Source organism: Metallibacterium sp., assembly GCF_054637675.1.
This window is the reverse complement of record NZ_JBTSRB010000030.1, coordinates 13,089-39,303: the sequence shown is the minus strand read 5'-3', so window position 1 is coordinate 39,303 and position 26,215 is coordinate 13,089. Positions and strand designations below refer to the sequence as shown.

General features: G+C 65.8%; 24 protein-coding genes. 12 read left to right on the top strand and 12 right to left on the bottom strand.

All coding sequences use genetic code 11. The features are described 5' to 3' along the window. Positions 1-535 (bottom strand): NADPH-dependent F420 reductase (locus tag ACYDAT_RS10250; RefSeq protein WP_461449932.1); only part of this gene is annotated, 535 nt, incomplete at its 3' end. A gap of 138 nt (positions 536-673) precedes the next feature. Here ACYDAT_RS10250 and ACYDAT_RS10245 point away from each other — a divergent pair. The 3 genes from ACYDAT_RS10245 (at position 674) to ACYDAT_RS10235 (ending at position 2,809) form a co-directional block, all read left to right on the top strand. After that, positions 674-1,570, top strand: a complete 897-nt coding sequence (locus tag ACYDAT_RS10245) for a LysR family transcriptional regulator (protein ID WP_461449930.1) — start codon at positions 674-676, stop codon at positions 1,568-1,570. Between the two features lie 153 nt (positions 1,571-1,723). Continuing rightward, the gene (locus ACYDAT_RS10240) at positions 1,724-2,380 is read left to right on the top strand and encodes a type II toxin-antitoxin system antitoxin SocA domain-containing protein (RefSeq protein WP_461449928.1); all 657 of its coding nucleotides are present in this window, start codon (positions 1,724-1,726) and stop codon (positions 2,378-2,380) included. Positions 2,381-2,410: 30 nt separating this feature from the next. Continuing rightward, positions 2,411-2,809 carry a hypothetical protein gene (locus ACYDAT_RS10235; RefSeq protein ID WP_461449926.1) on the top strand — a complete coding sequence of 133 codons (399 nt, stop codon included), beginning with the start codon at positions 2,411-2,413 and terminating at the stop codon, positions 2,807-2,809. A 187-nt stretch (positions 2,810-2,996) separates the two neighbouring features. Here ACYDAT_RS10235 and ACYDAT_RS10230 read toward each other — a convergent pair whose 3' ends face one another. Beyond that, positions 2,997-3,203, bottom strand: a complete 207-nt coding sequence (locus tag ACYDAT_RS10230; protein WP_461449936.1) for a transposase — start codon at positions 3,201-3,203, stop codon at positions 2,997-2,999. 278 nt (positions 3,204-3,481) lie between these two features. Then, positions 3,482-4,651: a YbfB/YjiJ family MFS transporter gene (locus ACYDAT_RS10225; RefSeq protein ID WP_461449924.1), complete on the bottom strand. Its 1,170-nt coding sequence runs from the start codon at positions 4,649-4,651 to the stop codon at positions 3,482-3,484. Between the two features lie 97 nt (positions 4,652-4,748). On the opposite strand from ACYDAT_RS10225, the gene ACYDAT_RS10220 reads away from it, so the two are divergent. Further along, positions 4,749-5,630 carry a LysR substrate-binding domain-containing protein gene (locus ACYDAT_RS10220; RefSeq protein WP_461440966.1) on the top strand — a complete coding sequence of 294 codons (882 nt, stop codon included), beginning with the start codon at positions 4,749-4,751 and terminating at the stop codon, positions 5,628-5,630. Positions 5,631-5,770: 140 nt separating this feature from the next. On the opposite strand, the gene ACYDAT_RS10215 is transcribed toward ACYDAT_RS10220, so the two are convergent. From ACYDAT_RS10215 to ACYDAT_RS10200, 4 genes are all read right to left on the bottom strand, one after another. Continuing rightward, positions 5,771-6,304, bottom strand: a complete 534-nt coding sequence (locus tag ACYDAT_RS10215; RefSeq protein WP_461440631.1) for an NADPH-dependent FMN reductase — start codon at positions 6,302-6,304, stop codon at positions 5,771-5,773. A gap of 104 nt (positions 6,305-6,408) precedes the next feature. Further along, positions 6,409-7,401: a porphobilinogen synthase gene (gene hemB, locus ACYDAT_RS10210; RefSeq protein ID WP_461440632.1), complete on the bottom strand. Its 993-nt coding sequence runs from the start codon at positions 7,399-7,401 to the stop codon at positions 6,409-6,411. A 438-nt stretch (positions 7,402-7,839) separates the two neighbouring features. Next, positions 7,840-9,396: a S10 family peptidase gene (locus ACYDAT_RS10205; RefSeq protein WP_461449922.1), complete on the bottom strand. Its 1,557-nt coding sequence runs from the start codon at positions 9,394-9,396 to the stop codon at positions 7,840-7,842. A gap of 48 nt (positions 9,397-9,444) precedes the next feature. Continuing rightward, entirely contained in the window at positions 9,445-11,055 is a 1,611-nt protein-coding gene (locus ACYDAT_RS10200; protein WP_461449920.1) for a S10 family peptidase, read from the bottom strand. A gap of 197 nt (positions 11,056-11,252) precedes the next feature. Between ACYDAT_RS10200 and ACYDAT_RS10195 the strand changes: the two genes are divergently transcribed. The 7 genes from ACYDAT_RS10195 (at position 11,253) to ACYDAT_RS10165 (ending at position 19,144) form a co-directional block, all read left to right on the top strand. Then, a complete protein-coding gene (locus tag ACYDAT_RS10195) occupies positions 11,253-13,091 on the top strand; it encodes a tetratricopeptide repeat protein (RefSeq protein WP_461449918.1) in 1,839 nt (612 codons plus the stop codon). A 209-nt stretch (positions 13,092-13,300) separates the two neighbouring features. Continuing rightward, positions 13,301-13,723, top strand: coding sequence for an SPFH domain-containing protein (locus ACYDAT_RS10190; RefSeq protein ID WP_461440301.1), 423 nt, complete (start codon positions 13,301-13,303; stop codon positions 13,721-13,723). 55 nt (positions 13,724-13,778) lie between these two features. After that, a complete protein-coding gene (gene rsmG, locus ACYDAT_RS10185) occupies positions 13,779-14,432 on the top strand; it encodes a 16S rRNA (guanine(527)-N(7))-methyltransferase RsmG (protein ID WP_461440302.1) in 654 nt (217 codons plus the stop codon). After that, positions 14,429-15,220 (top strand): ParA family protein, encoded by a 792-nt coding sequence (locus ACYDAT_RS10180; RefSeq protein ID WP_461440303.1) that lies wholly within the window; start codon positions 14,429-14,431, stop codon positions 15,218-15,220. The genes rsmG and ACYDAT_RS10180 overlap by 4 nt, the downstream gene beginning before the upstream one ends. An 80-nt stretch (positions 15,221-15,300) precedes the next feature. Next, entirely contained in the window at positions 15,301-16,170 is an 870-nt protein-coding gene (locus tag ACYDAT_RS10175) for a ParB/RepB/Spo0J family partition protein (protein ID WP_461440304.1), read from the top strand. An 84-nt stretch (positions 16,171-16,254) separates the two neighbouring features. Beyond that, a complete protein-coding gene (locus tag ACYDAT_RS10170) occupies positions 16,255-16,968 on the top strand; it encodes a glycosyltransferase (RefSeq protein ID WP_461449934.1) in 714 nt (237 codons plus the stop codon). A gap of 106 nt (positions 16,969-17,074) precedes the next feature. Next, the gene (locus tag ACYDAT_RS10165; protein ID WP_461449916.1) at positions 17,075-19,144 is read left to right on the top strand and encodes a sodium-translocating pyrophosphatase; all 2,070 of its coding nucleotides are present in this window, start codon (positions 17,075-17,077) and stop codon (positions 19,142-19,144) included. Between the two features lie 194 nt (positions 19,145-19,338). Here ACYDAT_RS10165 and ACYDAT_RS10160 read toward each other — a convergent pair whose 3' ends face one another. From ACYDAT_RS10160 to ACYDAT_RS10150, 3 genes are all read right to left on the bottom strand, one after another. Further along, a complete protein-coding gene (locus ACYDAT_RS10160; protein ID WP_461449914.1) occupies positions 19,339-20,268 on the bottom strand; it encodes an ornithine cyclodeaminase family protein in 930 nt (309 codons plus the stop codon). Positions 20,269-20,321: 53 nt separating this feature from the next. Beyond that, positions 20,322-21,017 (bottom strand): queuosine precursor transporter, encoded by a 696-nt coding sequence (locus ACYDAT_RS10155; protein ID WP_461439290.1) that lies wholly within the window; start codon positions 21,015-21,017, stop codon positions 20,322-20,324. Between the two features lie 282 nt (positions 21,018-21,299). Beyond that, on the bottom strand, positions 21,300-21,845 hold the full coding sequence (locus ACYDAT_RS10150; protein WP_461449912.1) for a peroxiredoxin: 546 nt from the start codon (positions 21,843-21,845) through the stop codon (positions 21,300-21,302). Between the two features lie 295 nt (positions 21,846-22,140). Between ACYDAT_RS10150 and ACYDAT_RS10145 the strand changes: the two genes are divergently transcribed. After that, positions 22,141-22,554: a universal stress protein gene (locus tag ACYDAT_RS10145; RefSeq protein WP_461449910.1), complete on the top strand. Its 414-nt coding sequence runs from the start codon at positions 22,141-22,143 to the stop codon at positions 22,552-22,554. A gap of 6 nt (positions 22,555-22,560) precedes the next feature. Here ACYDAT_RS10145 and ACYDAT_RS10140 read toward each other — a convergent pair whose 3' ends face one another. Together ACYDAT_RS10140 and aceE are read right to left on the bottom strand one after the other, a co-directional pair. Then, positions 22,561-23,292, bottom strand: a complete 732-nt coding sequence (locus ACYDAT_RS10140) for a hypothetical protein (RefSeq protein ID WP_461439293.1) — start codon at positions 23,290-23,292, stop codon at positions 22,561-22,563. Beyond that, positions 23,292-26,015: a pyruvate dehydrogenase (acetyl-transferring), homodimeric type gene (gene aceE / locus ACYDAT_RS10135; protein WP_461449908.1), complete on the bottom strand. Its 2,724-nt coding sequence runs from the start codon at positions 26,013-26,015 to the stop codon at positions 23,292-23,294. Before aceE ends, ACYDAT_RS10140 begins: the two co-directional genes overlap by 1 nt. Between the last annotated feature and the right edge of the window lie 200 nt (positions 26,016-26,215).

The window sequence follows — 26,215 nt, the reverse complement described above, 5'->3', positions numbered from 1 at the left end:
GCGCGTTCCTGAGCGTGCCGGCATCGATCACCTCGAAGCCCATCGCGCGGGCCATCGCGGTCACAGCCTCTTTTGCCGGGGCGTCATCGCCGGCCAGGAAAATCGTCACGCGCCGGCCGGCGCCGAGGTCGGGACCGGCGGCGAGCAGTTGCGCGAAGACCGTGTTGAAAGCCTTGACCAGGCGGACGCCTGGGACGGCACGGGCGATTTCCTCGGCGGCCGAGGTCGTATGGCCGACGGTCAGACCCATGTAGTCGGCGGTGAGCGGATTGGTGATGTCCACCACGATCTGTCCGGCATCGGGTGTTGCCGCGCGCAGCGCGTCCACGGCCTGCGCGTAGCCGGTTGCCAGGATAACGATTTCGTTGCCGGGTGCTGCGCCTTGGACCGGAAGCGCGCGAGCGCCATGACGTGAGGCAACCTGCGCAGCCTTTGCGGAGTCGCGCCCGGTGACGCTCACCTGGTGCCCTGCGCGGGTGAGCTGCTGGACGAAAGCCGAACCCATGTTGCCAGTGCCAATGACCAGAATTTTCATAGTGATCTCCTGAAGAGTGAGGGGTCTCGAGTAGCCGCTTGAGCGTCTCCAGGTAAATTTTGGTCCCTGCATTGGCTTGAAAAATAGAAGGCTTCGATCAAATAATATTTGCGATCAGCGTAATAATCAGGGTGCCGAATGGACATCGTCCATGCGATGCAAGTCTTCGTGCAGGTCGTCGAGCGCGGCAGCTTCTCGCGGGCCGCCGATGCACTTGATCTCTCGAACGCGGCGGTCACCCGCCAGGTCGGGTTGCTCGAGGCGCATCTCGGTACGCGCCTGCTCAATCGCACGACGCGCCGCCTCTCGCTGACCGACGCGGGTGCGGAGTTTCATGGACGCTGCCGCACGATCCTGGAGGAAATCGCGGACGCCGAGGCCGTGGCCGGACAACTGACGGCCCAGCCGGTGGGCTTGCTGCGCATCTCCGCGCCCCTGTCCTTCGGGATCCTCGAGCTGGGGCGCTTCCTGCCCGCATTCCGTGCGAAGTACCCGAAGCTGCGCCTCGACATCGATCTGTCCGACCGTCTGGTCGATCTTGCCAATGACGGCATCGACGTCGCTCTGCGGATCACCGGACGGCTCGATGACAATCTGGTCGCCCGGCGAATTGCGCTGATCCCCATGATCGTCTGCGCATCCCCGGGGTATCTCGAACAGCATGGCACGCCGTCCTCACCCGGCGAGCTCGCCCATCACGCCACGCTGAGCTTCAGCTATCTGTGGGCTGGCGACGAGTGGACATTCACGGATGCGCGGGGCGCGGTCACCCGCGTGCGTGTCGATCCCGCCGTCCATGCGAGCAACGGTGACCTCCTGCGTGACCTCGCGATCGCCGGCTGCGGAATCGTCATGCAACCCGAATTCATCGTGGCTCAGGAGCTGGCGCGCGGCCGGCTGGTGCCGCTGCTTGCCGACTACCGCACGATGGATCTCCACTTGTACGCGGTCTACCTCAGCCGCCGCCACCTGCCGGGAAAGGTCAGGGTCTTCATCGACGAGCTCGTGGCGGCGATGGGTGCGGCTCAGCCATGAACGAATCTGATCGTATCTCCGCGAACAGCCCCGACGGGCGAGCAGTCATCCAGCAAGCTCCATGCAGTTCCGTGGCAACAAGGCGGAGGATTCGTAAACTGTCTGCTACTGGCTTTGCCGCCAAGACCCTTGGCGAACTAGACTGCGCAGTCCATGGCGAACCCCATCCAGCGCGAAAAGATGTACGAGGCGCTCGCCTACTTCTCGGCGCATGTGCGCCATGGCGGGCAGATCAAGCTGTTCAAGCTGCTGTACTACCTCGATCTGCTGCACTTCCGACGTACTGGCAGGACGACCACCGGCCTGACATACGAAGCTTGGCCGATGGGGCCTGTCCCGCCCACGCTAAATCGCGAATTCAACGATGAGAGATCCGAGCTGAGAAGCCGATTTCACGTTGAACGTTTCAAGCGTCTGGACGACTGGCTTCCAACACCAACCATCGATTCTGATGCCGACGAACTTGAGCGGACTGCGTCAGGGGGATCGAGCGGCTACTCGCCCGGACAGATCAAACCGAAGACCCCATACAAGCATCTGTACCTTACGCGGCGCGAGCAGGAACTCGCTTCGGTGCTTGCCGAAATTTTCCGCGATGCCACTGCAGCGCAGATGTCAGACGTATCTCACAACAAATTGGGACCGTGGCGCAAAGCGCTCCAAAAATCCAAGCAGGCCAAGATCGAAAGACCTGAGATTGACCTGCTCGAAGGGGTGGTGGCGGTGGGCAAGAAGGATGAGGAACTGCCCATCGATGAGTTGAACGCGCTGGTTGCCGAGCGAGTGCATCTGGAAGAGGCGCTGCGCTAGATGGTACCGCCAGGAATGCAGTGCGGAGATGTGATCAGCATCTTCGACTATGAGTTCACGGATGGTTCCACCGCTGACTCAAAATACTTCGTGGTGATGGGCTATCACCTGGGTCAGGCCCTTGGCTTTCTCACCACATCCAAGGAGAAGGGAGGTCGGCAACGTCGAGATGGTTGCCATATCGAGTACGGCAACTACCCACCGAACTTCTACTTTTCCCAGAAGAACACGCCGTTCTCAGGTGGGACGTGGGTACTGCTGTGGGTCGAGTTCCATGATGCCGTGACGTTGGCCAAAAAACTCCGAGAAGGGAAGGCTGTGCGCGTCCACACGTTACCCGAGCAAACCGTCCGAGCGCTTCGGAACTGCTTCGAGAAATGCCCCGACTGGGCCCCGATCTACTCCACATGCACCTGTGGTGGAAAGTAAATTGCCGAACGATCCCAGTGCGATGGCTGCCGTGTTGGCCGTGAGCACATACCAGCACGCATTAAAGGAAAGTCTTTTATGGCCGCTCCCAGGCCGTGTGCCAATACAGCCCAGATGGTTCGCGCCAGCTTGTGGGCTACTACTGCAGCAACAGCGACGTTGTAGGGACGTCACTGCAGCAGCGCGGTCAACCACGGCCAGTGCAGCGCTTCGGCGCGCAGGGCGGTGGACCGGCCGCGTGCATTAACAGGGTGCGCAAGTAGCGGTTTCCGCGTTTGCTGATCCCCAGATGGCAGATGCGTCCGCCGGTGCCGGCCTGGCGCGGCACAAGTCCAGTCCAGGCGGCAAATTCGCGGCAATTGACAAAGGCCGCGGGCGAACCCATGGTGGCCACGACTGTCGCGCAGTGAGTACGCCGATGCCAGGGATTCGCCACTTGGTGGCAAGTCGGGGTGCCGCGCAAGCATTGCTGCAGGCGCTGCTCGAAGGCCTCGATGTCCGCCTGCAAGTCGTCCACCCGCTTGCGCTGCTCACGCCTTCAACGCCTGGCGCACGCGCTTCGCGTCGACGATCGATGGCTCCGCGACCGTAGGTCAGCGACACCATGTTGGATGTTGGCATGGTGGGCCACCCTCGAGTAGGCGCGACTGGGAAGGTGCAGCGGACTTGCTTTCACCGTTGGGTTTCGCCAACGGGCACCGCAACACCTCGCGTTCGCACCAACGCGAGTCCTGTTGCCGCAAGAAGTGTCAGCGCCGCGAGCAGCAGTGGGACATCGAAGCTGTGTTGCCGTGCGGCCAGCCACGCCGCGGTCAACGGTCCGACGATCTGCCCGATGCCGAACGCGGTGGTCAGCGCGGCAATCAATCGGGTATGGTCGCTCGGTGCAAGCAGGCGCGCTTCGCGCATGACCACCATGACGATGGGCATGAGCACACTGCCGATCAACACGGTCGCCAGCGCGAGGCCGAGGATGCTCGGCCAGACCAGAATCAGGGCGATGCCGGCGATCATCGAGACACAGGTTCCGGCCAGCGCAGGGCGGTTGTCGATGCGTCGCAGAATGCGCGGCAGCAGCAGGGTCAGGACGACGGTCGCCGCGCCGTAGAGCGGCCAGAACCACTCGCGCAGCGCGGGAAGGTGCAGACGCTCGCCGGCGATGACCGGCAGAAAGGTTGCGGGGATCACATAGCCGAAGCCGATCAAGCCGTAGGCGGCGATCAGCGCCCAGGCCGGACCCGTAGGCCTTGCCGTGGCTGCCGCATGGGCGTGTGCCGTTGCCGCTGGGGAGGCGCTGGCCAGCGTGCGCCAGACCAATGCCGTCATCAGGGCGCCGACCAGGCCGAAGCCGATCCAGCTCGCCGCCGAGCTCACGCCCAGGGGTTGCGTCCCAGCCACTATTACACCGCTCACCACGATGCCGACCCCCGGGCCGGTGAACACCAGGGCTTCAAGCAAGCGATGCGTAGCCGCGGACACGCGATGCATGCTCCAGGCGATGCCATGCACCACCAGCACCGCCGCAGCGACGCCCGCCAACAAGCGCCAGGCCAGCCACGGCACCATGCCGTGCACTAAGCCCATGCCCGCGGTGGACAGCACGATGGTCACCAGTCCCCCGCGCAGCGCTTGCCGCTGCGGCAAGGCCACCACGGTGCAGAGCAAAGCCCCGGCCAGATAGCCGAGGTTGTTCACCGACGCCAGCCAGCCGCCGCCGACCAGGGTCAGTCCGGCATCCGCCTGCATGATCGGCAGCAACGGGGTGAGCAGGAAACGACCGATGCCGAGGGCGATGGCCAACAGCAGCATGCCGGTCAGGGCGATGCGCAGAGGTGCGTTCATGGATGCGTCCGCAGGGGATTGCAGGACCGCATGTTAGGCGCCAATATCAAACTATGAAATCGAATTATTCAGAACGAACACATCGGATTTGACGATCATGGACCTGCGTGAGCTGGAAGCTTTTCAAGCCGTGGTCGAAGCCGGCGGCGTCGGCCGCGCGGCGTTGCGCCTGCACCGCGCGCAATCGAGCATCACCGCGCGCATCCGTCAGTTGGAGGCCTCGTTGGGCGTGGCGCTGTTCGAGCGCGATGGGCGTGCGCTGCGACTGACCGCGGCCGGCGATGCGCTGCTTGGCTACACCGGGCGTCTGCTCGGCCTCGCCGAGGAAGCGCGTGCTGCGGTGCGCCAGGACAGCATCGGCGGGCGGCTGCGTCTGGGCGCGATGGAAAGCGTGGCCGCCAGCCGGTTGCCACTGCCGCTGGCGGAGTTCCACCGCCGCCACCCCGAGGTCATGGTCGAATTGCAGACCGCGAACTCACGCGAATTGATCGCACGTGTGCAAGCCGGCGCGCTGGATGCGGCCATCGTCGGTGATGAGGTGGACAATGCGCGCTTCACGCGCGTGCCGCTGTACCGCGAGGAATTGGTGCTGGTCGCTACGAGTGGAAGCCAACTTCTGGCTAGCCCGAAACACCTCAATGGCAAGACCTTGCTGGTGTTTCATGGACAGGGTTGCGCGTATCGCCGGCGTCTTGAGCACTGGTTGCAAGCGCTGTGCGTGGTACCGGCGCGCACGCTCGAGTTCGCTTCCTATCACGCGCTCCTGGCGGCTGCTGCAAGCGGTGTCGGCGTGTGTCTGATACCGCGCTCGGTGCTGAACATCTACCCGCAGCGCGAGGCGCTGGCCGTGGCCACGGTGCCGACGCGCGTGGCGCATCTGCAAACCCTGCTGGTGACGCCGCGCACCTTGCACACACCGGCGCTGACGCGACTCGTCGAAGCTCTGCGCGCCGATGCCGGGGCGAGCACCGCCGCCTGAGCGCCACTTCAGGGTGCTGCGAATAGGATTCCCTGCGGCCCGCACGGGGTTGCGCGGCGCACCCCGCGCCAAGGCGTCGTCGCTGTTGCACTGGACCCTACTAGTAGCGCCGAGCTTCGGTGCTTGCGGAAAGCCCGCGCCTATCCGGGCCGATGCGCCAGCACCGCGCGCTGCAGATCCGCCAGCGCGCCGCGGATCGCGCCGGATACGGACGCCGACGCGACCATGCCAGCGTCCGTCAAATTGGCGCCGAGCAGCGGGATGCTGATCGAAGCCGCCTCGACGATGACGGCCGACATGGTGCGCAGCGTCTCGCGCAGCGCCGCGTCCGCATGCTGCGCGCGCGGCGAAGCGTTGAGCACAGCCACCGGCTTGCTGACGAACGTCGCGTCACCGACCAGCCAATCCAGCGCGTTCTTGATGCTGCCGGTCACGCCGTGGGCGTATTCCGGACTCGCGATCAACAGCGCATCGGCCGCCGCGACCGCGGCATGCAGCGCGGCGACGCGTTCCGGCACATGCGGCTCATGATCGGGATTGAACAACGGCAGATCACCGATGCCGGACCACAGCCGCAGCTCCATGTCAGCCGGAGCCAGCCGCACCGCGGCGCGCAGCAGCGCGGAATTGATCGATGCCGCGCGCAGGCTGCCGGAAAGCGCCAGAACTCTCATGCTGCCCCGCTTGGAGTCATCGTCGTGGAACGCGACTGGATGAAAACACCACGGCGCGACGCGCGTAGCCAGCATCGCAAGCCGGTTGTGGCGAACACCTTCGCTCAGCCCGCGCGCAGCCAGCGCGCGGCATCCAGCGCGTAGTAGCTGAGGATGGCATCGGCGCCGGCGCGCTTGAACGCGGTGAGGGTTTCCAGCACCACGGCCTTCTCGTCGAGCCAGCCGTGTTGCGCGGCGGCTTTCAGCATGGCGTACTCGCCGCTGACCTGATAGACGAAGGTGGGCATGCCGAAGCGCCGTTTGACCCGGTACAGCACGTCGAGATACGGCAGGCCCGGCTTGACCATCACCGCGTCGGCGCCCTCGGCGATGTCGAGTTCGACCTCGCGCAGCGCTTCGTCGCTGTTGCCGACGTCCATCTGGTAGGTGTGCTTGCCGCCCTTGCCGAGATTGCCGGCCGAACCGACCGCATCGCGGAACGGGCCGTACAAGCTCGATGCGTACTTGGCCGAATAGGCCAGGATGCGCGTGTGGATGTGCCCGGCCTGTTCCAGCGCGGCGCGAATGGCGCCGATGCGCCCGTCCATCATGTCCGAGGGCGCGACGAAATCGATGCCGGCCGCGGCCTGCGCCAGCGCCTGACGGGTGAGCGCGGCGATGGTCGGCTCGTTCATCACGTAGCCGCTGGCGTCGATCAGGCCGTCCTGGCCGTGCGTGGTGTAGGGATCGAGCGCGACGTCGCCGATCAGGCCCAGTTCGGGGTGGCGCCGCTTGAGCACGTGGATCGCGCGCTGCATCAGCCCCTCGGGATTCCAGGCCTCGCGCGCGTCCTCGCTCTTGACGCCGTCACCCGGCGCCGGAAACAGCGCCAGCGCCGGAATGCCGGCCGCCACGCACTCGGCAGCGAGGGTTTCGAGGCGGTCGATCGACAGCCGCGCGACGCCCGGCATCGAGGGCACGGACTCGCTGCGATCGCTGCCTTCGCAGACGAAGGCGACCATGATCAGATCGCCGGGCGTGAGCACGGTTTCGCGCATCAGTGTGCGTGAGAACGCGTCGTGGCGCATGCGCCGCAGGCGCGTGGCGGGGTAACTCATGGCGCGGCTCCGGACAGGTCACGCCATTTTACGCCGCGCCGGCGTTGGCAAGCGCCACGCGCAGCCGTGCACAGTGCCGCGGAACGCGCGCGGGTTGTCGCCGCGCGGCCCCGCGCTTGCGTCATCCCCGTGCAATCCATCGCCGCCCTCATCCCGTCGCAAGCCGGGATGCAGTAACTCTTGCTTGCGGAGCGCCCGGTCGGGATGACGTCAATAAAGAACACACCGTTTTTTGCCGTCATCCCCGCGGCAGCGGGGATCCAGTGGCCCTTGCGGAGCGCCCATCTGGATCCCGGATCGGCCCTGCGGGCCGTCCGGGATGACGTCAGAAAGAGCGGGCGCCGGCCGCGATGACCTCATGAAACGGAGCGCACCGGCCGCGATGTGCCGCCCCAAAATCGCAACACGCTCGTCCCGAGTCCCGAGTCCCGGCACGCCTCAGCGATTGCCTTGATCGCTGCCGCGGATGAACTTCACCAGGTTGGCGTGCAGTTCCTTGATCGACTGCGGCTGCTCGTACAGCATGTGTCCGCAGTCGTAGAAGTTCAGTGTGATGTTCTTCTGCAGCGCCGGCGGCAGGCCCAGATGTTCCACGGTGTACTCGGTGCCGTAGAACGGCGTGGCCAGATCGTAGTAGCCGTTTTCGATCTGCACCTTCAGGTGCGGGTTGTAGCGCATGGCCGCGGCCAGATCGGGCGCGACGTTGGTGTAGCCAGGCCAGTTGATGCGGCCGCCGTAGTGCTTCCAGTTCCAGTCGCGACCCACCGTGTCGCTGAGCACGATGTAGTTGCGATCCTCGCCGAAGTGCAGCGTTTGCCGCACGTAGCGGTTGAATGCGGCGGTATAGGCGCCGGTGATGGCGTCACTCTGCGGATCGTTCTCGGCGTACTCGGCCAGTTGGTCGGCGGCATAACCCGAGTAACGACCGTCCAGACGTCCGGTGACCAGATCCTTGCCACGCTGCAGCTCGGCCATGAACTGGAACAGGCTGACGCGCAGGTCGGCCTTCTCGATGTAGCTTGGCTTGAGGCCGGTGTATTGCGCCAGCTTCTGCACGATCTGCGCCTTTTCGGCGACCGGCAGCGAGGATCCCAGCATCAGCGCGCTGGCATATTCGCCGCGCGCGAAGTTCTTCACCTGCTGCAGGTAGGCCGGCAGATCAGCCGGGCACTGCGTGACCTTGTGGTAGCACGCCACCGCGGCGTAGCTGGGCAGGAAGCTGATGTAGGGCAGGTCGTTGCCAGGATTGAAGCTGGCGGTCTCGAAGTTGAGGATCGAGGACATCAGCACCACGCCGTTGAAGTCCATGCCCTGCTGCTGCAGGTCGTTGACCAGCACCGCCGAGCGCGTGGTGCCGTAGCTTTCGCCGATCAGATACTTGGGCGAGTTCCAGCGGTCGTTGCGCGAGACATAGTCGCTGATGAACTGGGTGAAAGCCTTGCCATCGGCGTTGACGCCGTAGAAATCCTTGGGCGTGCCGACGCCGCCCTGGCCCTTGCCGATGATGCGGCTGAAGCCGGTGCCCATGGCGTCGATGAACACCAGGTCGCTGACATCCAGCAGTGAGTCATTGTTATTGACCACGTTGTAGGGCGCGGGCGGGGTATGGTGGGCATCGCCGCTGATCACGCGCACCGGGCCAAAAGCGCCCATGTGCAGCCACACCGAAGACGAGCCCGGGCCGCCGTTGTACAGAAACGCGATCGGGCGCGTGGACGGATCGCGCACGCCGTCCTTGACATAGGCCACGTAGAACATGCTGCCGGTGGGCTTGCCGGCTTTGTTCTTGAGGATGATGGTACCGGCGGTGGCGGTGTAGTCGATGCGCTTGCCGTTGATGGTGACGCTGCCGTGGGTGACGGATTTCTCGTCCTTGGGCGGCGCCACGTGCGCGGCGGCCTGGACTTCGGGCTTGGCTGGTGCGTCGGCGGCGTTGACACCGAGGCTCAGCGTAAGCGCGGTGCCGGCCAGCAGCAGGGCGAGGGTGCGTTTCATGGGTGGTCCTCAGCGATCAGCCGCACGGGGCGGCAGGGGGTGGAGTCATCAGCCGCGCGCGGCTGCGTGGGTGATGAAAGCGTCGATGTTGTGCGCCAGTTGCGGCAACACCGCGGGGTTGAGATACAGCATGTGTCCGACCGTGTAGTAATCCTCGTGGATGTTGCCCTGCAGGGCCTGCGGCAAACCCATGTGCGCGATGGTGTAGTTGGTGGCGTCGAACGGCGTGGCCAAGTCGAACCAGCCGTTGTTGAGCAGCAACTGCATGGCCGGATCGTTGCTCATCGCGCGCGCCAGCGCCGGCGCCACGTTGCGCACGCGGCCCATGGTCTTGCCGCTACCCACGCCCTGCGCCAGTGCGCTCAGCGGCGGCTTGTAGCGGCCCCAATCCCAGGCTTTGAACACGGCGCCACTGGTCTGCACATACAGGTGCTGGCTGCGGTAGTGCAGGCTGTTCTGCAGGTAATCATCGAAGCTGGCGCTGAGTGCGCCCCAGATCGCGGTGGTCGCCGCGCCCGCGGCGGAGCCGCCGGATTCGGGATCGAGCGGCTGCAGCTCCGGTGTGATGAAACGCGCGTCGAAGCGCCCGGTGCTGGTGCCATCGCCCAGCAGATTGCGCTGAAACACCGACAGCGGCATGCGCAGATCGGCGCGCAGCCACAGCGCCACCGGCAGGCCGGTGTACCGCGCCAATTGCGCGGCGATGCGCGCCTTCTCGGCCGTGGGCAGTGCCGTGCCCTGGAACAGCGCGTGCGCGTAGGCGCCACCAGCGAATTGCTCGACCTGGTGCACGAAAGCCGGCAGATCCGGCGGCTGCGGGTGCAGGCGATGGTGGTACCAGGCCACCGCCGCGTACGAGGGCAGGTACAGCTCGTAGGGCAGGTCGTTGCCCGGATTGGTGTTGAGCGTGGCGAAATCCAGCACCGTCGAGCACAGGATCACACCGTCCAGATACACGCCCTTGCCCACCAGATCCCGCGCCAGCACCGCCGAGCGCGTGGTGCCGTAGCTCTCGCCGAGCAGAAACTTGGGCGACTGGAAGCGACCGTTCTGCTGCACGTAGCGCTGGATGAATTGGCTGAACGCATGCGCGTCGCCGTTGATGCCGTAGAACATCTTCGGCTTGCCGTAGCCGACGATGCGGCTGTAGCCGGTGCCAACCGCATCGATGAATACCAGGTCGGTGCTTTTCAGGATGCTGTCGGCGTTGGGCACCAGGCGATACGGCGGCTGCGCCGCCTTGGCATCGCCTGGCGCCGGCCATACCAGCCGGCGCGGACCGAAGCCGCCGATGTCCACCAGTGCCGAGGCGAAGCCCGGGCCGCCGTTGTAGGCAAAGGTGATCGGGCGCCGCGCCGGATCGTGCATGCCGTCCTTGGTATAGGCGATGTAAAACACGCTGGCCGTGGCCTGATGCTTGGCGTCGTACAGCAGCAGCGTGCCGGCGGTGGCGGTGTAGTCGATGCGCTGGCCGGCGATGACCACGCTGTGATGGGTGACCACGGCGCGCGGTTTGGGAATCGGCAGCGGCACCGGCTTGGCGGCCTTGGCCGCAGTCGCAATCGCAGGTTTGGCGGCAGCGCGCGCGATGGGCGCGAGCAAGGGCGTGGTCACGATCAACAATGCGGCGAGCAGGGTTTGCCGGGTGATGCTCTTCATGGCGTTTTTCATGGCGACACCCCACGCAGGACGCAAATGACGGGGTGCGAACCTTGCACGCCGCCTCTTCTGAACCGTTTATGACCACGCCCGCGGGGCATGGTTCCCCGGCGTGCCCACAACGCCGTTTCACGCACTGTCGAACCGGGCATCGATCAGCCATTGCAGGACCATGCCGAACACCAGACACTCAGCGCATGGCCGCCACCCCGCCGCAAGCCATCCTCGATGCCATGCTGCTGCTGCGTGCGCGGCGCTATGCCGAGGCGCGCGCACAATTGCAGGCGCATCTGGCGCAGGCGCCAGCCAGCGTGCAGGCGCTGTGGCTGCTGGGCGGCGCCTGTCAGGAGTCGGGCGATCTCGACGCCGCGCGCGCGTCCTTCACGCAACTGCTGCGGCTCGATCCGTGCTGGGTTCCGGCGCGCGTGGCGCTGGGCGAGCTGCTGGCGCGCGCCGGACAAATCGACGTCGCCGAGCGCACATTGCGTCGCGCGCTGGACGACGATCCGCGCTTCGCGCGCGCCGCGCTCAGCCTCGCGCAATTGCTGCGCCACGCCGGGCGCACGCGCGAGACATTGCCAATCACCAGCGCGGCACGCGCGCACAGCGACGATCCTGACTTGCTGCTGGAACATGCGCTGGCGCTGCGCGCCTGGCAACGCGACGCTGAGGCGCTGACGCTACTGCAGCACGTGGCTGCCGCGCATCCGCGGCACGCCGATGCCGCGCACTATCTGGCACTGGCCTGGCACGGCGCCGGTCGCTACGAAGAGGCGATTGCCAGCGCGCGGCGCGCGCTGGACCTGGGTCTGGATGATGCCGAGACCTGGGGCGTGCTGGCACGCGCACTGGCCGCCGCGCACCGATTCAACGAGGCCGAGGACGTCTTTCGCAGTGCTCTGCAGCGCGGCCCGGATGCGGTGCCGCTGCATGACGATTACGCACGCCTGCTGTGGCTGCGCAGCGGCGATCTGGCCCACGCCACCGCAGCGCTGGATGCGGCCTTGCAGCGTCAGCCCGACAGCCCCGCGCTGCTCGCGCTCAAGGCGCAGTTGTACGGCAGCGCCGGCGATACGCACGGCGCCTACGCGCTGCTTGCGCGCGCCGCCGCACTGCCGGACGCCGACGCACAAATCGAAGTCGCCGCCGCTACCGCCGCACTGAAAGACGTTCCGCAACGCGCGCTCGGCCACGCGCGCCGCGCCGCCGCACGCACGCCCGAACTGGCGCAAGAGGCACTGATCCAGGCCCTGCTGGTGCGCGGCGAATACACCGAAGTCGCCGCACTGTTGCAGCGTGCGCAGGCAGCGCGCCCGGACGATCAGCAATTGCTGGCCTTGCAGGCCACGCTGTGGCGTGTTTGCGGCGATGCGCGCTATCGCGCGCTGTACGACTACCCCAGCGTGGTGCACGCGTGGACGCTGGACACCCCGCCCGACTGGACGAGTCTCGACGCCTATCTCGATGACTTGCGCACCACGCTGCGCCGCCTGCACAACCTGCACGGACACCCGCCGGATCAGTCACTGCGCGGCGGCTCGCAGACCATGGGCGATCTCGCCAGTCACGATGACCCGGTGATCCGCGCCTTCTTCGATCACGCCATCGTCGGGCCACTTGATCGCCATCTGGCGTGGCTGGGCCACGGCGACGATCCCCTGCGCCGACGCAACAGCGGGCGCTGGCGCGTGCACAGCGCATGGTCGGTGCAACTGCGCCCACAGGGCTTTCATGTCGATCACGTGCACCCCGACGGCTGGCTGTCCTCGGCTTGCTACATCGATCTGCCCGATACCTTGGGCGTTGCCTCGGCTGATTCCGCGCCCGACGCCGCGGGCGATGAAGCGCAGCACGCCGGCTGGATCCGCTTCGGTGCAGTGCCGCTGCCGCTGACACCGCCCTTGCCAGCCGAGCATTACGTGCGCCCCGCGCCCGGCCTGCTGCTGCTGTTTCCGTCGTATATGTGGCACGGCACCGTGCCTTTCAGCGGCACCCGCGCGCGGCTGACCATCGCCTTCGACGTGCTGCCGGCCTGAATTGCCGCCGTTTCATCGCCACGCAGTCCGCTGGCACGTCCGATGCTTGTCCATTCCGTGAACAGCACCTCGGTCAGAACGTCCGGATTCAGGCAAGGTTGCTTGCCGTTAGCATAAAGTTAAGCCATGATCGAGCTTCGGAAACATAGACTTGCGTTTCCAATGCAAAATCAAACTGAGTATTCACATTCAACTAGCTGATAAAAATCATGTCGCTGCTGCTATTCGCCCTGCTTGCATTGTTTCTGGTCACCGCCTTTCTGGCGGTGAAGCGCATCCCTGAAGGCACGGTGGTCACGCTGACCCGTTTCGATGGGCACGCGCGCCGCCTGGAGCCGGGCACGCACTTCGTGCTGCCACTGCTGGAACGCGTCAAGCATCGCATCAGTCTCGGCGGTCACATGCTCGACCTGAGCGCGCCGGAACTGCGCGCACGCGTGTACTGGCAAGTGCTGGAACCGGCGCGCGCCGAGGGCGTGATCGAACGCGCCGAAGCCCTGCTCAGCCAGACCGCCGTCGAGATATGCGCGGCGCAGCGCGGTGCCGAGCCGGCACAGTTGAAAGCGTCGCTCAACCAGCGTCTGCGCGATTTCGGCCTGCTAATCACGCGCATCGAACTGTTGCCGGCCTGAGCCGCGCTGCGCGCTTATACTGCGGGGCTTTGCGGCTTGTGCCGCGCGCGCCCGCATGTCATCCCAGAACACTCCCGCCTCGATACTCGCCGCTGGCCTGCATACGCTGGGGCTGGGCGACGCCGTGCCCGCGGCGACGCAGCAGCGCCTGCTCGATTATCTGGCGCTACTGGACCAGTGGAATCAGCGCACCAACCTGACCGCGGTGCGCGAGCGCAGCGCCATGGTCACGCGCCACCTGCTCGATTCGCTGGTGCTGCTACCGCATGTGCAGGGTACGCGGCTGGCCGACCTCGGCAGCGGCGCAGGCCTGCCGGGGATTCCGCTGGCACTGGCGCGCGCCGATCTGCACGTGACCCTGGTCGACAGCAACGGCAAGAAGGCGCGCTTTCTGCAGGCCGCGGTTGATGCCTTCGCGTTGAACGCGGAAGTCGCGCACTTGCGCGTCGAGGCACTGAGCGGCACTTTCGATACCCTCACCGCGCGCGCCTTCGCCAGTTTGCCCGACATGCTGCGCTGGGGTGGACATCTGCTCACGCCGAACGCCACCTGGCTCGCGCAGAAAGGCAAATATCCCGCCGATGAGCTGGCGGCACTGCCAGCCGGTTATGCTGCCGAGACATTGCCGCTCAGCGTGCCAGGCCTGGACGCCGCACGGCATGTAGTGATCATCCGCAGACTGAATCGGGGAACACGGGCGACTCCATGACGCGCATCATCGCCATCGCCAATCAAAAAGGTGGGGTCGGCAAGACCACCACCGCGGTCAATCTAGCCGCGGCGCTGGCCGAGGCGCGCCGCAAGGTGCTGCTGGTCGATCTTGATCCGCAGGGCAACGCCACCATGGCTTCGGGCGTGGACAAGCGCGCCGTGCAGGCGACCGGTTGCGAAGTGCTGCTGGAAGAAGTGCCGATCGAGCGCGCCATCATCAGCACCGAAGCCGGTTACGACCTGCTCCCCGGCAACAGTGACCTGACCGCGGCCGAACTCAAGCTGATGGATGCGCTGGCGCGCGAGATGCGCCTCAAGGAGCAGTTGGCCAAGCTGGGCGAGCGCTATCACATCATCCTCATCGACTGCCCGCCGACGCTGCACCTGCTCACCCTCAACGCGCTCACCGCCGCGCACGGCGTGCTGATCCCGGTGCAGTGCGAATACTTCGCGCTGGAAGGACTGGCCAGCTTGCGCGAGACCATCGCCGCGGTGCAAAAAAGGCTCAACCCGCAACTGCAGATCGACGGTCTGCTGCGCACCATGTACGACGTGCGCAACAACCTCGCCAACGACGTGTCAGCACAGCTCACCCGGCACTTCGGCGAACTGCTGCTGCGTTCGATCATCCCGCGCAACGTGCGTCTGGCCGAGGCGCCCAGCCACGGCAAGCCGATCAACCTGTACGACCGCGAATCGCGCGGCGCGCTGGCCTATCTCGGCCTCGCCGGCGAGATGATCCGCCGCGAGCGCCAGCACCAGGGCGCCAGCGCGCCCATGCACTGATGCTCGCGACGCGCGCACATCCCAGAACGTTCAACCCGCTGTTGCGCGCACGCGCGCACGGCCCCTGCTGAGGAATCGTCATGGCGGCGAAGAAACGCGGATTGGGACGCGGCCTCGATGCCCTGCTCGGGCAGGCCGACGAGTCCGCATCCGGCGGCGGCGATGGCACGCTGGCCTCGCTCGCGGTCGGCGCGATCCAGGCCGGCAGATACCAGCCGCGGCGCAACTTCGACGAGGCCGCGCTCGAAGAACTAGCCGCCTCGCTGAAAGCGCAGGGAATGATCCAGCCGATCGTGGTGCGCGCGCTGCCGCACGGACGCTACGAGCTGATCGCCGGCGAACGCCGCTGGCGCGCGGCGCAGCGCGCCGGTCTCGGCGAGGTGCCGGCACTGGTGCGCGAGGTATCCGAACAGACCGTGCTGGCCATGGCACTGATCGAAAACATCCAGCGCGAGGATCTCTCGCCGCTGGAGGAAGCCGACGCGCTACAGCGCCTGATCGACGAATTCGGACTCACCCACCAGCAGGTGGCCGATGCGGTGGGGCGCTCGCGCGCGGCGGTATCCAACCTGCTGCGTCTGCTGGAGCTGCCGGCGCGCATTCGCGCATTGCTGGATACGCGCAGCCTGGACATGGGTCACGCGCGCGCGCTGGCCACGCTGCCGGAAAAACTCGCGGTGAGTCTCGCCGAGCGGGCGGCGACGCAACATTGGTCGGTACGCGAACTCGAGGCCGCCGCGCGTCTGGCGCAGAGCGCGCCCATCGCCGCGATCAAAACGGCCGCACGCAAACCACGCGATGCCGATCTCGCCGTGCTCGAGCGCGAGCTGTCCGAGCGCCTGGCCACGCGCGTCGAGCTGCTGAGTGCCCGCGGCGGTCGCGGCAAACTGGTGCTGCACTATCACAACCTCGATGCGCTCGACGGGCTGCTCGCCAAGCTGCGCCGGTGATGCGCGGCCACGGCCGACGCGCGTGATCGGCGATAATCGCGGGCCGCTTGCCGTGCTGCCCGCGCCGTGACCGATTCTGCCGCCGTGCCCTTGTCCGTGGTCGTGCCCGTGTTCAACGAGCGCGACAACATCCTGCCGCTGCTGCGCGAGATCGCCGCGGCGCTGCGCGGCCACGGCGCGTTCGAGATCATATATGTCGATGACGCCAGCCGCGATGACACGCTGGTCGTGCTGCAGGCGGCGCGCGCGCAATTTCCCGAGCTGCGCATCCTGCGCCACCGCGCGCAAAGTGGGCAGAGCACCGCGGTCTGGAACGGCGTGCGCGCGGCGCGCGGCGCGTGGATCGCCACCCTCGATGGCGACGGCCAGAACGATCCCGCCGACATCCCCAGGCTGCTCGCGGCTCGCGCCGCGGCAGTGCCGCAAATCAAACTTTTCGCCGGCTGGCGCACCACGCGCCGCGACAGTTTTTCCAAACGCATCTCATCGAAGATCGCCAACGGCGTGCGTGCGCGTCTGCTGCGCGATGCCACGCCGGATACCGGCTGCGGCCTCAAGCTGTTCGAGCGCGAGATATTCCTGGGCCTGCCGTATTTCGATCACATGCACCGCTTCCTGCCGGCGCTGGTGCGCCGCGCCGGCCATGCCTGTCAGAGCGTGCCGGTGGCGCACCGCCCGCGCACGCGCGGCGTGTCCAAGTACGGCATGTGGAACCGTCTGTGGGTGGGGCTGTCCGATGTGCGCGGCGTGGCCTGGCTGATGCGGCGCACGCGTCTGACGGAGCTTGACGAGCTGTAAAACGCGCCGCGGCTTTTGCGCCGCGTCAAGGCACCGCACCGATCGTTGCCTATACTCGCGCGGCCGCCCAGCCGGGCGGCCATCCATCAACACGGGAGAGGGGTCGATGCTGCAACAGTATGGTCTTGAGATCGCGCTGGCTTGCGCGGTCGTGGCGATTCTCTTCGGCATCGTGACGACGCGCTGGGTGCTGGCGCAGCCGGCCGGCAATGCGCGCATGCAGGAGATCGCCGCGGCCATCCAGGAGGGCGCGCGCGCCTACCTCAATCGCCAGTACACCACCATCGGCATGGTCGGTGTGGTGCTGTTCGTGGTCATCGGCTTCGCTCTGAACTGGGGCACGGCGCTCGGCTTTGCCATCGGCGCGATCCTCTCCGGCGCCACCGGCTACATCGGCATGAATGTGTCGGTGCGCGCCAACGTGCGCACCGCCGAGGCCGCGCGCAGCGGGCTGCCGGCGGCGTTCAAGGTGGCGTTTCGCGGTGGCGCGATCACCGGCATGCTGGTCGCCGGTCTGGCCTTGCTCGGCGTCAGCGGTTACTTCTACATTCTCACCACCTGGTTCGGGCATACCGAGGAAGCCGCGCTGCATGCGCTGATCGGCCTCGCCTTCGGCGCTTCGCTGATCTCGATCTTCGCGCGCCTGGGCGGCGGCATCTTCACCAAGGGCGCCGACGTCGGCGCCGATCTGGTGGGCAAGGTCGAGGCCGGTATTCCCGAGGACGACCCGCGCAACCCGGCGGTGATCGCCGACAACGTCGGCGACAACGTCGGCGACTGCGCCGGCATGGCCGCGGATCTGTTCGAGACCTACGCGGTGAGCAAGATCGCGGTGATGCTGGTCGGCGGGTTGTTGTTCGGCGCGTTGAGTTCGGCACCGGTGATTTATCCACTGGTGCTGGGCGGCGTGTCGATCCTGGCCTCGGTGATCGGCCTGGTGCTGGCGCGGGTCAAGCCCGGCGGCAAGATCATGGGCGCGCTGTGGCAGGCGGTGATCGTGACCAGCGTGCTCACCGTGATCGCGTTCTGGTTCATCACCCGCGCGATGATGAGCGGCATCGCCGGCATCAGCGTCGATGGCATCTTCATCGCCGCGCTCACCGGCCCGGTGTTGACGCTGGTGCTGATGTGGATCACCGAGTACTACACCGGTACCGAGTACAAGCCGGTGCAGCATGTGGCCAAGGCCTCGACCACCGGCCACGGCACCAACATCATCGCCGGTCTGGGTGTATCGATGAAGGCCACGGCGCTGCCGGTGCTGGCGATCTGCCTGGCCATCGGTGGGGCGTTCTGGGCGGGCGGCCTGTATGGCATCGCCATCGCCACCTCGACCATGCTGTCGATGTCCGGCGTGATCGTGGCGCTGGACGCGTATGGCCCGATCACCGACAACGCCGGCGGCATCGCCGAGATGGCCGGCCTGCCGCCGGAAGTGCGCGCGGTGACCGATCCGCTGGACGCGGTCGGCAACACCACCAAGGCGGTGACCAAGGGCTACGCCATCGGTTCGGCGGCGCTGGCCGCGCTGGTGCTGTTCGCCGACTACACGCACAACCTCGACATCGCCGCCAAGGCGCACGCGCTGGCCACCGGCATGGCGCAGCAGACCTTCGACTTCTCGCTGTCCAACCACATGGTCATCATCGGCCTGCTGATCGGCGGCATGGTGCCGTACCTGTTCGCCGCGATGGCAATGGAAGCGGTCGGACGCGCGGCTGGCGCGGTGGTCGAGGAGGTGCGCCGCCAGTTCCGCGAGATCACGGGCATCATGGCGGGCACCACCAAGCCCGATTACTCGCGCGCGGTGGACATGCTCACCAAATCGGCGATCAAGGAGATGATCATCCCCTCGCTGCTGCCCGTGGTGGTGCCGATCCTGGTCGGCTTCCTGCTCGGCCCGGAGGCGCTCGGCGGCGTGCTGATCGGCACCATCGTCACCGGCCTGTTCGTGGCGATCTCGATGACCACCGGCGGTGGTGCCTGGGACAACGCCAAGAAGTACATCGAGGACGGCCACTTCGGCGGCAAGGGCTCGGAAGCGCACAAGGCCGCCGTCACCGGCGACACCGTCGGCGATCCCTACAAGGACACCGCCGGCCCGGCGATCAATCCGCTGATCAAGATCATCAACATCGTGGCGCTGTTGCTGATTCCGTTGCTGGCGATGCACTAAGCGCATCCCGCGCACAAAAAACCCCGCCGTGCCGCTATCCGTTCCGACTATCTGTTGCAATCTTTCAATGCAGCCCTTGCAATGCAGCCCTTGGGATCACCCCATGGGCTTTTTTTCAAGTGGGGGCCATCATTCGGCGCCGCACACGCCGCAAGAAGGACAGGTTGTGCGCCAGCCGCGGGTGATCAATCGCACTAACACGCCTGCGCCGCTGCAAGTAGTCTGGAAGCCAAAAGGACTTCCGTACCCGCGAGTCCTACCGAGCAGAACAAGGTAGTTTCGGCCCCGCTCGGCCTGACCGCTATCTTGCCACTGACGATCGCCGCCAGCTCGACGAGCCTGCCCTCGCTCGACGAGCCGCTCAGGAAAAAAGGAGCGCGATACGACCCTGCCTGCTCGCAGGAATCGGTAGCTATCACATCGGCCATCTCCGCCACATCCAGGCCCAGCTCATGCTGGTCGACAGTCTTGGGTCCGAGCGTATTGATGTGAACGCCTGGCTTGAGCCATTGGGCATCAATGACTGGCGATGGACTACTCGTTGCGCATACGACAATGTCGGCGCCGTCCACGGCCGCGTGTGCGCTGTCTGTCGCTTCCACCCGCAGACTCAGCGCCCGGGACATTTCATCCGCGAAGTTCTTGCGACCATGCTCGCTGCGGCTGAAGACGCGCACATGTTCGAGAGCACGAACGAATGCGGCCGCCTCAAGCTGCATGCGAGCCTGCGGACCGCTGCCGATGATGCCCATCACCTTGGCGGATGGTGGGCTCATGTGGCGAATGGCAACGCCGCCGATCGCGCCGGTACGAATCTGTCCCAATCGGCTGCCGACAACAATGCCTTGAAGTTCTCCGTCCCCGGCTGACCAGACGGCCGTCAGTTGCGAATCAGCCTGGCCATGAAACGTGTTGTAGACGCGGAACCCGGCCAGCGGATTCGAGCCAAGATTGCCGCCCACCGTAAAAACGAGATTGCCCAATGTATCAAAAGGCACCTGAAATCTCGGTGGCGATACCAGCCGGCCCTGATCCCGCTCGAGAAACGCTTCCTCCATCGCTGCCAGCGCCATTTCCACGGCCGGCAACCGATCCAGATCGTCGTCATCGAGAAGAATCGTCATCTGCCTTACTCCAGAACAACTGTCAAAGCCGGTCGTGCCGCCACGCTGCAACGTTAACGCGTCACGCGCAGCGAGAACGGGGTGAAATCGGTGTCGCGGTCGTAGTAGTCCTCGCGCTCGACGCGCTTGAGGAAGGCGACGATGCGGTAGGTCAGTGGCGTGGCCAGCACCTCCCACAACACCTTGGCGATGTAGTTGAACAGCATCACCTTGCCAAGCAGCGACCCGCTCCATACGCCCAGGAACGCGACCGGGTAGAACACCAGCGTGTCCACGCCCTCGCCGCACACGGTCGAGCCGACGGTGCGCGTCCACAACCAGCGACCGGCGGTGAATATCTTCATCTTGGCCAGCACGAAGGAATTGACGAACTCGCCCACGAAGAACGCCGTGATCGAGGCGATGACGATGCGTGGGGTCTGGCCGAAGATGGTTTCGTAGGCGGCCTGGTCGTGCCAGCCCTGCGCGGGCGGCAACGCGACGACCACCGCGCTCATCAAGGATGCGAACACCAGCGCGGCCAGGCCCGACCAGATCACCCGCCGCGAGCGCGCGTAGCCGTAGACCTCGGTGAGGATGTCGCCGAACAGATACGAGATCGGAAAGAACAGCACGCCGGCGCCGAAATCGATGCCATGCACCTCGGCGATCTTGGCCGGACCGATCAGGTTCGCGCACAACAGCACGCACACGAAGGCACCGAGGATCAGGTCGTAGTAGCGAAACTGACGCGTCGGCACGGCGGCCATGTCGACTCCAGATGCGGCATGACCGCGTGACTCGTGACTCGTGACTCGTGACTCGTGACTCGTGACTCGTGACTCGTGACTCGTAGAAGGCTAAGGCCTTGGCTCGTGCCTGTCATCCATCACAGCGCTGGCGCTTGAGGCAAGTGGACTACCGGTCTCAAGCATGCGGGCATATTCCGCGCAGCGCAGCGCGCAGCATGCCTGCGGCGCATGCGCGCGCGATCATCGACTAGCTGCTGCCGGCTACCGATGCACACTTTCCAATGACGATTCCGAGTCGCTTCAGGCCTTGCCGTAAGCCGCTTTCAGCTTGGGCAACTCGGTCAGCACCTGGTGTGGGTTATTGGCTGGATTGACGTCGGTGTAAATCTTGGCGATGCGGCCATCGGGCGCGATGATGAAAGTGGTGCGCGCGGCGTACTTCATGCCATTCCTCGAGATCAGTACACCATCACCGTATTCCTTGGCTACCTTGAGGTTGGTATCGGCCAGCATGGGGAACGGCGCGTGATATTTCATGGCGAACGCGGCATGCGATTTCACGCTGCCAATGCTGATCGCCAATACTTGTGCACCCTCTTTGCGCAGCGCCGCATAATCGTCGCGGTAATTGCGCAACTCGGTGGTGCAACCCGGCGTGAAATCCTTGACATAAAAATACAGCACCAGCCATTGGCCACGATATTGGTCGAGCGATTTCCAGTGGCCGTGTTGGTCCTCAAGCTTGAAGCCCGGTGCCATCCGCCCGACCTGGGGCATGGTTTCGGCGGCCGCGGCCAATATGGGCAACAGGCACAGGGCAAACAACATGATGAGCAGACGACGCATGATCGATCTCCAATCCGAACAGAGTGAAGGCATGCTAGCGCCGTTGCGTCAGCGTGGCGTGAAGAGGCCGATACGCATCACTCGGCAAATTTGCCGATTTCGCAAGTTCTGGCGCGGGCACGCTCGGCGCTGCGAGTCACAACACCGGAAATGCAGTCAACAGTCGCCTCATGGCGACCGCTCGCGACTACAAGCGCCCGCTCTCGATCATGATGCAGAGCCTGCAAGGCGCGCATGCCTGGAGCAGCGCCGTCAATACGCGCATCATGGTGCGACTGTCATCTGGAACGACGCCATGCTCAAGCAAATTCTGGTCGGCTACGACGATTCGCCCGCCGCGCAGCGCGCGCTGGAGTTCGCGCTGAAGCTGGCGCAAGGCTTCGGCTGCCAGTTGCAGGTGGTCTATGCCGCCGTGCTGCCGGCCGGAAGCCCCGAGGCCACCGCTTCACTGATGGCTGACAGCACCGCGCTGCATCCGGGGCTGTCGCAGAAAGTGCTGGAGCGCGCCGCGCAAGCCGGTGTCAAGGCCGCATGGAAGGTCGTGCCCGGCTCGGCCGGCGACGTGCTGCTGGCCGAGGTCAAGTCAGGCAGCTTTGACCATCTGGTGATCGGCAACAGCGGCCGCGGCACGCTGGCGCGCTGGCTGCTGGGCTCGGTGATGAACGAAGTGGTCGAGCACAGCCAGATTCCAGTCACCGTGGTGCCTTGAGCCCCATCAGCCTTTCTTCGCCAGCGGCGGAAAGCTTGCAGGCTTGAAACCGCCCACTTCGTATTTCAGCGTGCGCACGCCGCCCTGCTTCAAGTCCACGCGCAGTTCGACGATCTGCGCCTTCTCCAGCATGCTGATGAAGCGCCGATCGTCCTTGATGAACAGCGCCGGCTCGCCGGTGGGTGGCAGATAGGCGGCCCAGGCCTGCGGCCTGCCGCCATCCACGCGCAGTTCGATGCGGCACAGGCCCTTGCACACGAAGCCCGGAGCCTGAGCGTACAAATACACGCTCTGGCCCCAGGCGCTGTGGCGACGCAGGATCAACTGGATGTTGCCCTGACTGCCGTCGCTGCGCGTGTCGTTGATCGAGGCGGTGTTCTGCGTGCCGCCTTCCATGGGCACGCCGGTCTGGTAATCCCATAGCGCGGCGAGGCGCTGCGCGTGCGCCAGCTTGGCGGCCTCGGCGGCGATGGCCGGCAAGGTCTTGCCAACCTCGCCGGCGGCCGGCGTGCCGGCATAACGCCGCTCGATCTCGCGCCCCAGCGAGGCCGCCAGTTGCACGTCATGGCGCGCGAGCACCTCGTGGTAGAGCTTGAGCTCCTGCTGCGCCTGCGCCACGCGCTGCGCCGCGGCCCGCGCCTGCGCGGCGGCCGCGCGTTGCGCCGCGGTGGGGCCATGCTCGCAACCGGCCAGCAGCAGCGCGGCGGCGCACAGCACAGCTAAGGCAGGAGCGCGCATCAAGCGTGCAACGGCAGCGGCTTGGACGGATCGAGGCCGTAGATCTCGATGGCGCGCACCACATCCTGCGGCTTGACCGCGCCCTCGGCGGCCAGTGCCGCCAGCGCCGCGTGCGCGATCCAGTGTCGGTCGACTTCGAAAAACGCGCGCAAGTGCGCGCGTGTGTCCGAACGCCCGAAGCCATCGGTGCCCAGCGTCACGTAGCGGCGCGCATACGGCAGGTAGGCGCGAATCTGCTCGGCGAAAGCGCGCACGTAATCGGTGGCGGCGATCACCGGGCCATCGTGCCCTGCAAGCAGTTGCGCGACGAAGGGCGTGCGCGGCGCTTGCAGCGGGTGCAGGCGGTTGTGGCGCTCGCAGTCCATGCCCTCGCGCGCGAGTTCGGTGAAGCTGGGGCAGCTCCACAGATCGGCCTTGACGCCAAAGTCCTTGTCCAGCAACTCGGCGGCAGCGATGACCTCGCGAAAGATCGTGCCCGAGCCCAGCAGTTGCACGCGCGGCGCAGCATCGGACTTGCCTTTGCCTTTGGCCTTCCCCGAGTCCCGGCCGTTCTGTCCCGAGTCCCGAAACAGATACATGCCCTTGACGATGTGCTCGGCCACGCCTTCCGGCATGTCCGGGTGCGCATAGTTCTCGTTCATCACCGTCAGATACCAGTAGGCGTCCTCCTGTTCGGTCAGCATGCGCCGCACGCCGTCCTGCAGGATCACCGCCACCTCGTAGCTGAAGGTCGGATCGTAAGCGTGGCAGTTGGGGATGGCCGCGGCCAGCAGGTGGCTGTGGCCATCCTCATGCTGCAGGCCTTCGCCGTTGAGCGTGGTGCGCCCGGCGGTGCCGCCAATCAGGAATCCGCGGCAGCGCATGTCGCCCGCCGCCCAGGCCAGATCGCCGATGCGTTGGAAACCGAACATCGAGTAGTAGATGTACACCGGCAGCATCGGCAGATTCTGGAACGAATAGCTCGATGCCGCCGCCATCCACGCGGCCATGCCGCCGGGCTCGCTGATGCCTTCCTGCAGCACCTGGCCGGACTGGTCCTCGCGGTAGTACATCAGTTGGTCGGCGTCCTGCGGGCGGTACTTCTGGCCGAATGGGGTGTAGATGCCGATCTGGCGGAACATGCCCTCCATGCCGAAGGTGCGCGCCTCGTCGGCCACGATCGGCACGATGCGCGGGCCGATATCCTTGTCGCGCAGCAGCAGGTTGAGGCCGCGCACGAAGGCCATGGTGGTGCTGATCTCGCGCTCGCCGGTGCCCTGGGTGATCTGCTTGAGCGCATCCAGACCCGGTGCGGTCAGCGCATGATCGGCCTTGCGGCGGCGACTGGGCAGCGGGCCGCCCAGCGCTTCGCGGCGCGCGCGCAGGTATTGGACCTCGGGCGAATCCGGCCCGGGGTGGTAATAAGGCACCTCGTCGACCTTGTCGTCGGCGATCGGGATATTGAAGCGGTCGCGGAAGGCGCGCACCGCGGTGGTGTCCATTTTCTTCTGCTGGTGGGTGATGTTCTGGCTCTCGCCGGCATCGCCCATGCCGTAACCCTTGACCGTCTTGGCCAGGATCACCGTGGGCATGCCCGCGCTGTGCATCGCGGCGTGGTACGCAGCGTAGACCTTGTGCGGATCGTGGCCGCCGCGATTGAGGCGCCAGATATCCGCGTCGGACAGGCTGGCGACCATGGCCTTGGTCTCGGGATGCTTGCCGAAGAAATGCTCGCGCGTGTAAGCGCCACCAAACGCCTTGCAGGCCTGGTACTCGCCGTCCACGGTTTCCATCATCAGGCGCTTGAGCATGCCGTCCTTGTCGCGCGCCAGCAGTGGATCCCAGTAGCTGCCCCAGATCAGCTTGAGCACGTTCCAGCCGGCGCCGCGGAACTGGCCTTCGAGTTCCTGGATGATCTTGCCGTTGCCGCGCACCGGGCCATCCAGCCGCTGCAGGTTGCAGTTGATCACGAAGATCAGGTTGTCCAGCCGCTCGCGTCCGGCCAGGCCGATCGCGCCCAGCGATTCGGGCTCGTCAGTTTCGCCATCGCCAAGGAAGCACCAGATCTTGCGGTCGGTCCCGGGCATCAGCCCGCGATGCTCGAGATATTTCTGGAACTGCGCCTGGTAGATGGCCTGGATCGGGCCCAGGCCCATCGACACCGTGGGCAACTGCCAGAAATCCGGCATCAGCCACGGATGTGGGTACGAGGGCAGCCCTTGGCCGCCGGTTTCCATGCGGAAGTGGTCCAGCCGATCCGCGTCGATGCGCCCTTCGAGAAACGCGCGCGCGTACACGCCGGGGCTGGAGTGTCCCTGGAAGCAGATCAGATCGCCGGGGTGATCCTTGCCCTGCGCGCGCCAGAAGTGGTTGAAGCCCACGTCGTACAGCGTGGCACTGGAGGCGAAACTGGCGATGTGACCGCCCAGCTCGCCCGGCTTGCGATTGGCGCGCAGCACCATGGCCATCGCGTTCCAGCGGATGATCGAGCGAATGCGCCACTCCAGCGCGGCATCGCCGGGGCTCTTGGCCTCGCGCTCGGGCGGGATGCTGTTGATGTATTCGGTGGTCGGCGCGAACGGCAGCATGCCGCCAGCACGGCGCGTCTGGTCGACCATGCGCTCCAGCAGGTAGTGCGCGCGCGGCGGGCCGCCACGTTCGAGGATGGCATCGATGGACTCCACCCACTCGCGCGTTTCGGAGGGGTCGGGATCCTGCTGCAGGATGTCGGTGATCGGGTCCATGGTCATGCTCCGCGCCGCGTTACCGCGCCGCAAATACCGCCTCGGCGGCAATGGTGCCGCGGCCACGGCACCAAGGGGGAATGGGCATTGCGGGCACGCGTGCTGCGGCATCACGCAACGTCGATATTTTAGCGCGACGCACGCGATCCGCGCGTGTCATGTCACGCATGCTCGGCGCTTGGCCGCCCTACCTTGGCCGC

Bases quoted from the DNA above. Each gene is read 5' to 3' on its own strand.
- ACYDAT_RS10225 (WP_461449924.1), bottom strand. From the start codon at position 4,651: ATGAACGCACCTCTGCGCATCGCCCTGACCGGCATGCTGCTGTTGGCC.
- ACYDAT_RS10190 (WP_461440301.1), top strand. From the start codon at position 13,301: ATGTCGCTGCTGCTATTCGCCCTGCTTGCATTGTTTCTGGTCACCGCC.
- ACYDAT_RS10215 (WP_461440631.1), bottom strand. From the start codon at position 6,304: ATGAGAGTTCTGGCGCTTTCCGGCAGCCTGCGCGCGGCATCGATCAAT.
- rsmG (WP_461440302.1), top strand. From the start codon at position 13,779: ATGTCATCCCAGAACACTCCCGCCTCGATACTCGCCGCTGGCCTGCAT.
- ACYDAT_RS10200 (WP_461449920.1), bottom strand. From the start codon at position 11,055: ATGAAGAGCATCACCCGGCAAACCCTGCTCGCCGCATTGTTGATCGTG.
- ACYDAT_RS10195 (WP_461449918.1), top strand. From the start codon at position 11,253: ATGGCCGCCACCCCGCCGCAAGCCATCCTCGATGCCATGCTGCTGCTG.
- ACYDAT_RS10180 (WP_461440303.1), top strand. From the start codon at position 14,429: ATGACGCGCATCATCGCCATCGCCAATCAAAAAGGTGGGGTCGGCAAG.
- hemB (WP_461440632.1), bottom strand. From the start codon at position 7,401: ATGAGTTACCCCGCCACGCGCCTGCGGCGCATGCGCCACGACGCGTTC.
- aceE (WP_461449908.1), bottom strand. From the start codon at position 26,015: ATGGACCCGATCACCGACATCCTGCAGCAGGATCCCGACCCCTCCGAA.
- ACYDAT_RS10165 (WP_461449916.1), top strand. From the start codon at position 17,075: ATGCTGCAACAGTATGGTCTTGAGATCGCGCTGGCTTGCGCGGTCGTG.
- ACYDAT_RS10220 (WP_461440966.1), top strand. From the start codon at position 4,749: ATGGACCTGCGTGAGCTGGAAGCTTTTCAAGCCGTGGTCGAAGCCGGC.
- ACYDAT_RS10145 (WP_461449910.1), top strand. From the start codon at position 22,141: ATGCTCAAGCAAATTCTGGTCGGCTACGACGATTCGCCCGCCGCGCAG.
- ACYDAT_RS10160 (WP_461449914.1), bottom strand. From the start codon at position 20,268: ATGACGATTCTTCTCGATGACGACGATCTGGATCGGTTGCCGGCCGTG.
- ACYDAT_RS10140 (WP_461439293.1), bottom strand. From the start codon at position 23,292: ATGCGCGCTCCTGCCTTAGCTGTGCTGTGCGCCGCCGCGCTGCTGCTG.
- ACYDAT_RS10150 (WP_461449912.1), bottom strand. From the start codon at position 21,845: ATGCGTCGTCTGCTCATCATGTTGTTTGCCCTGTGCCTGTTGCCCATA.
- ACYDAT_RS10175 (WP_461440304.1), top strand. From the start codon at position 15,301: ATGGCGGCGAAGAAACGCGGATTGGGACGCGGCCTCGATGCCCTGCTC.
- ACYDAT_RS10205 (WP_461449922.1), bottom strand. From the start codon at position 9,396: ATGAAACGCACCCTCGCCCTGCTGCTGGCCGGCACCGCGCTTACGCTG.
- ACYDAT_RS10240 (WP_461449928.1), top strand. From the start codon at position 1,724: ATGGCGAACCCCATCCAGCGCGAAAAGATGTACGAGGCGCTCGCCTAC.
- ACYDAT_RS10245 (WP_461449930.1), top strand. From the start codon at position 674: ATGGACATCGTCCATGCGATGCAAGTCTTCGTGCAGGTCGTCGAGCGC.
- ACYDAT_RS10155 (WP_461439290.1), bottom strand. From the start codon at position 21,017: ATGGCCGCCGTGCCGACGCGTCAGTTTCGCTACTACGACCTGATCCTC.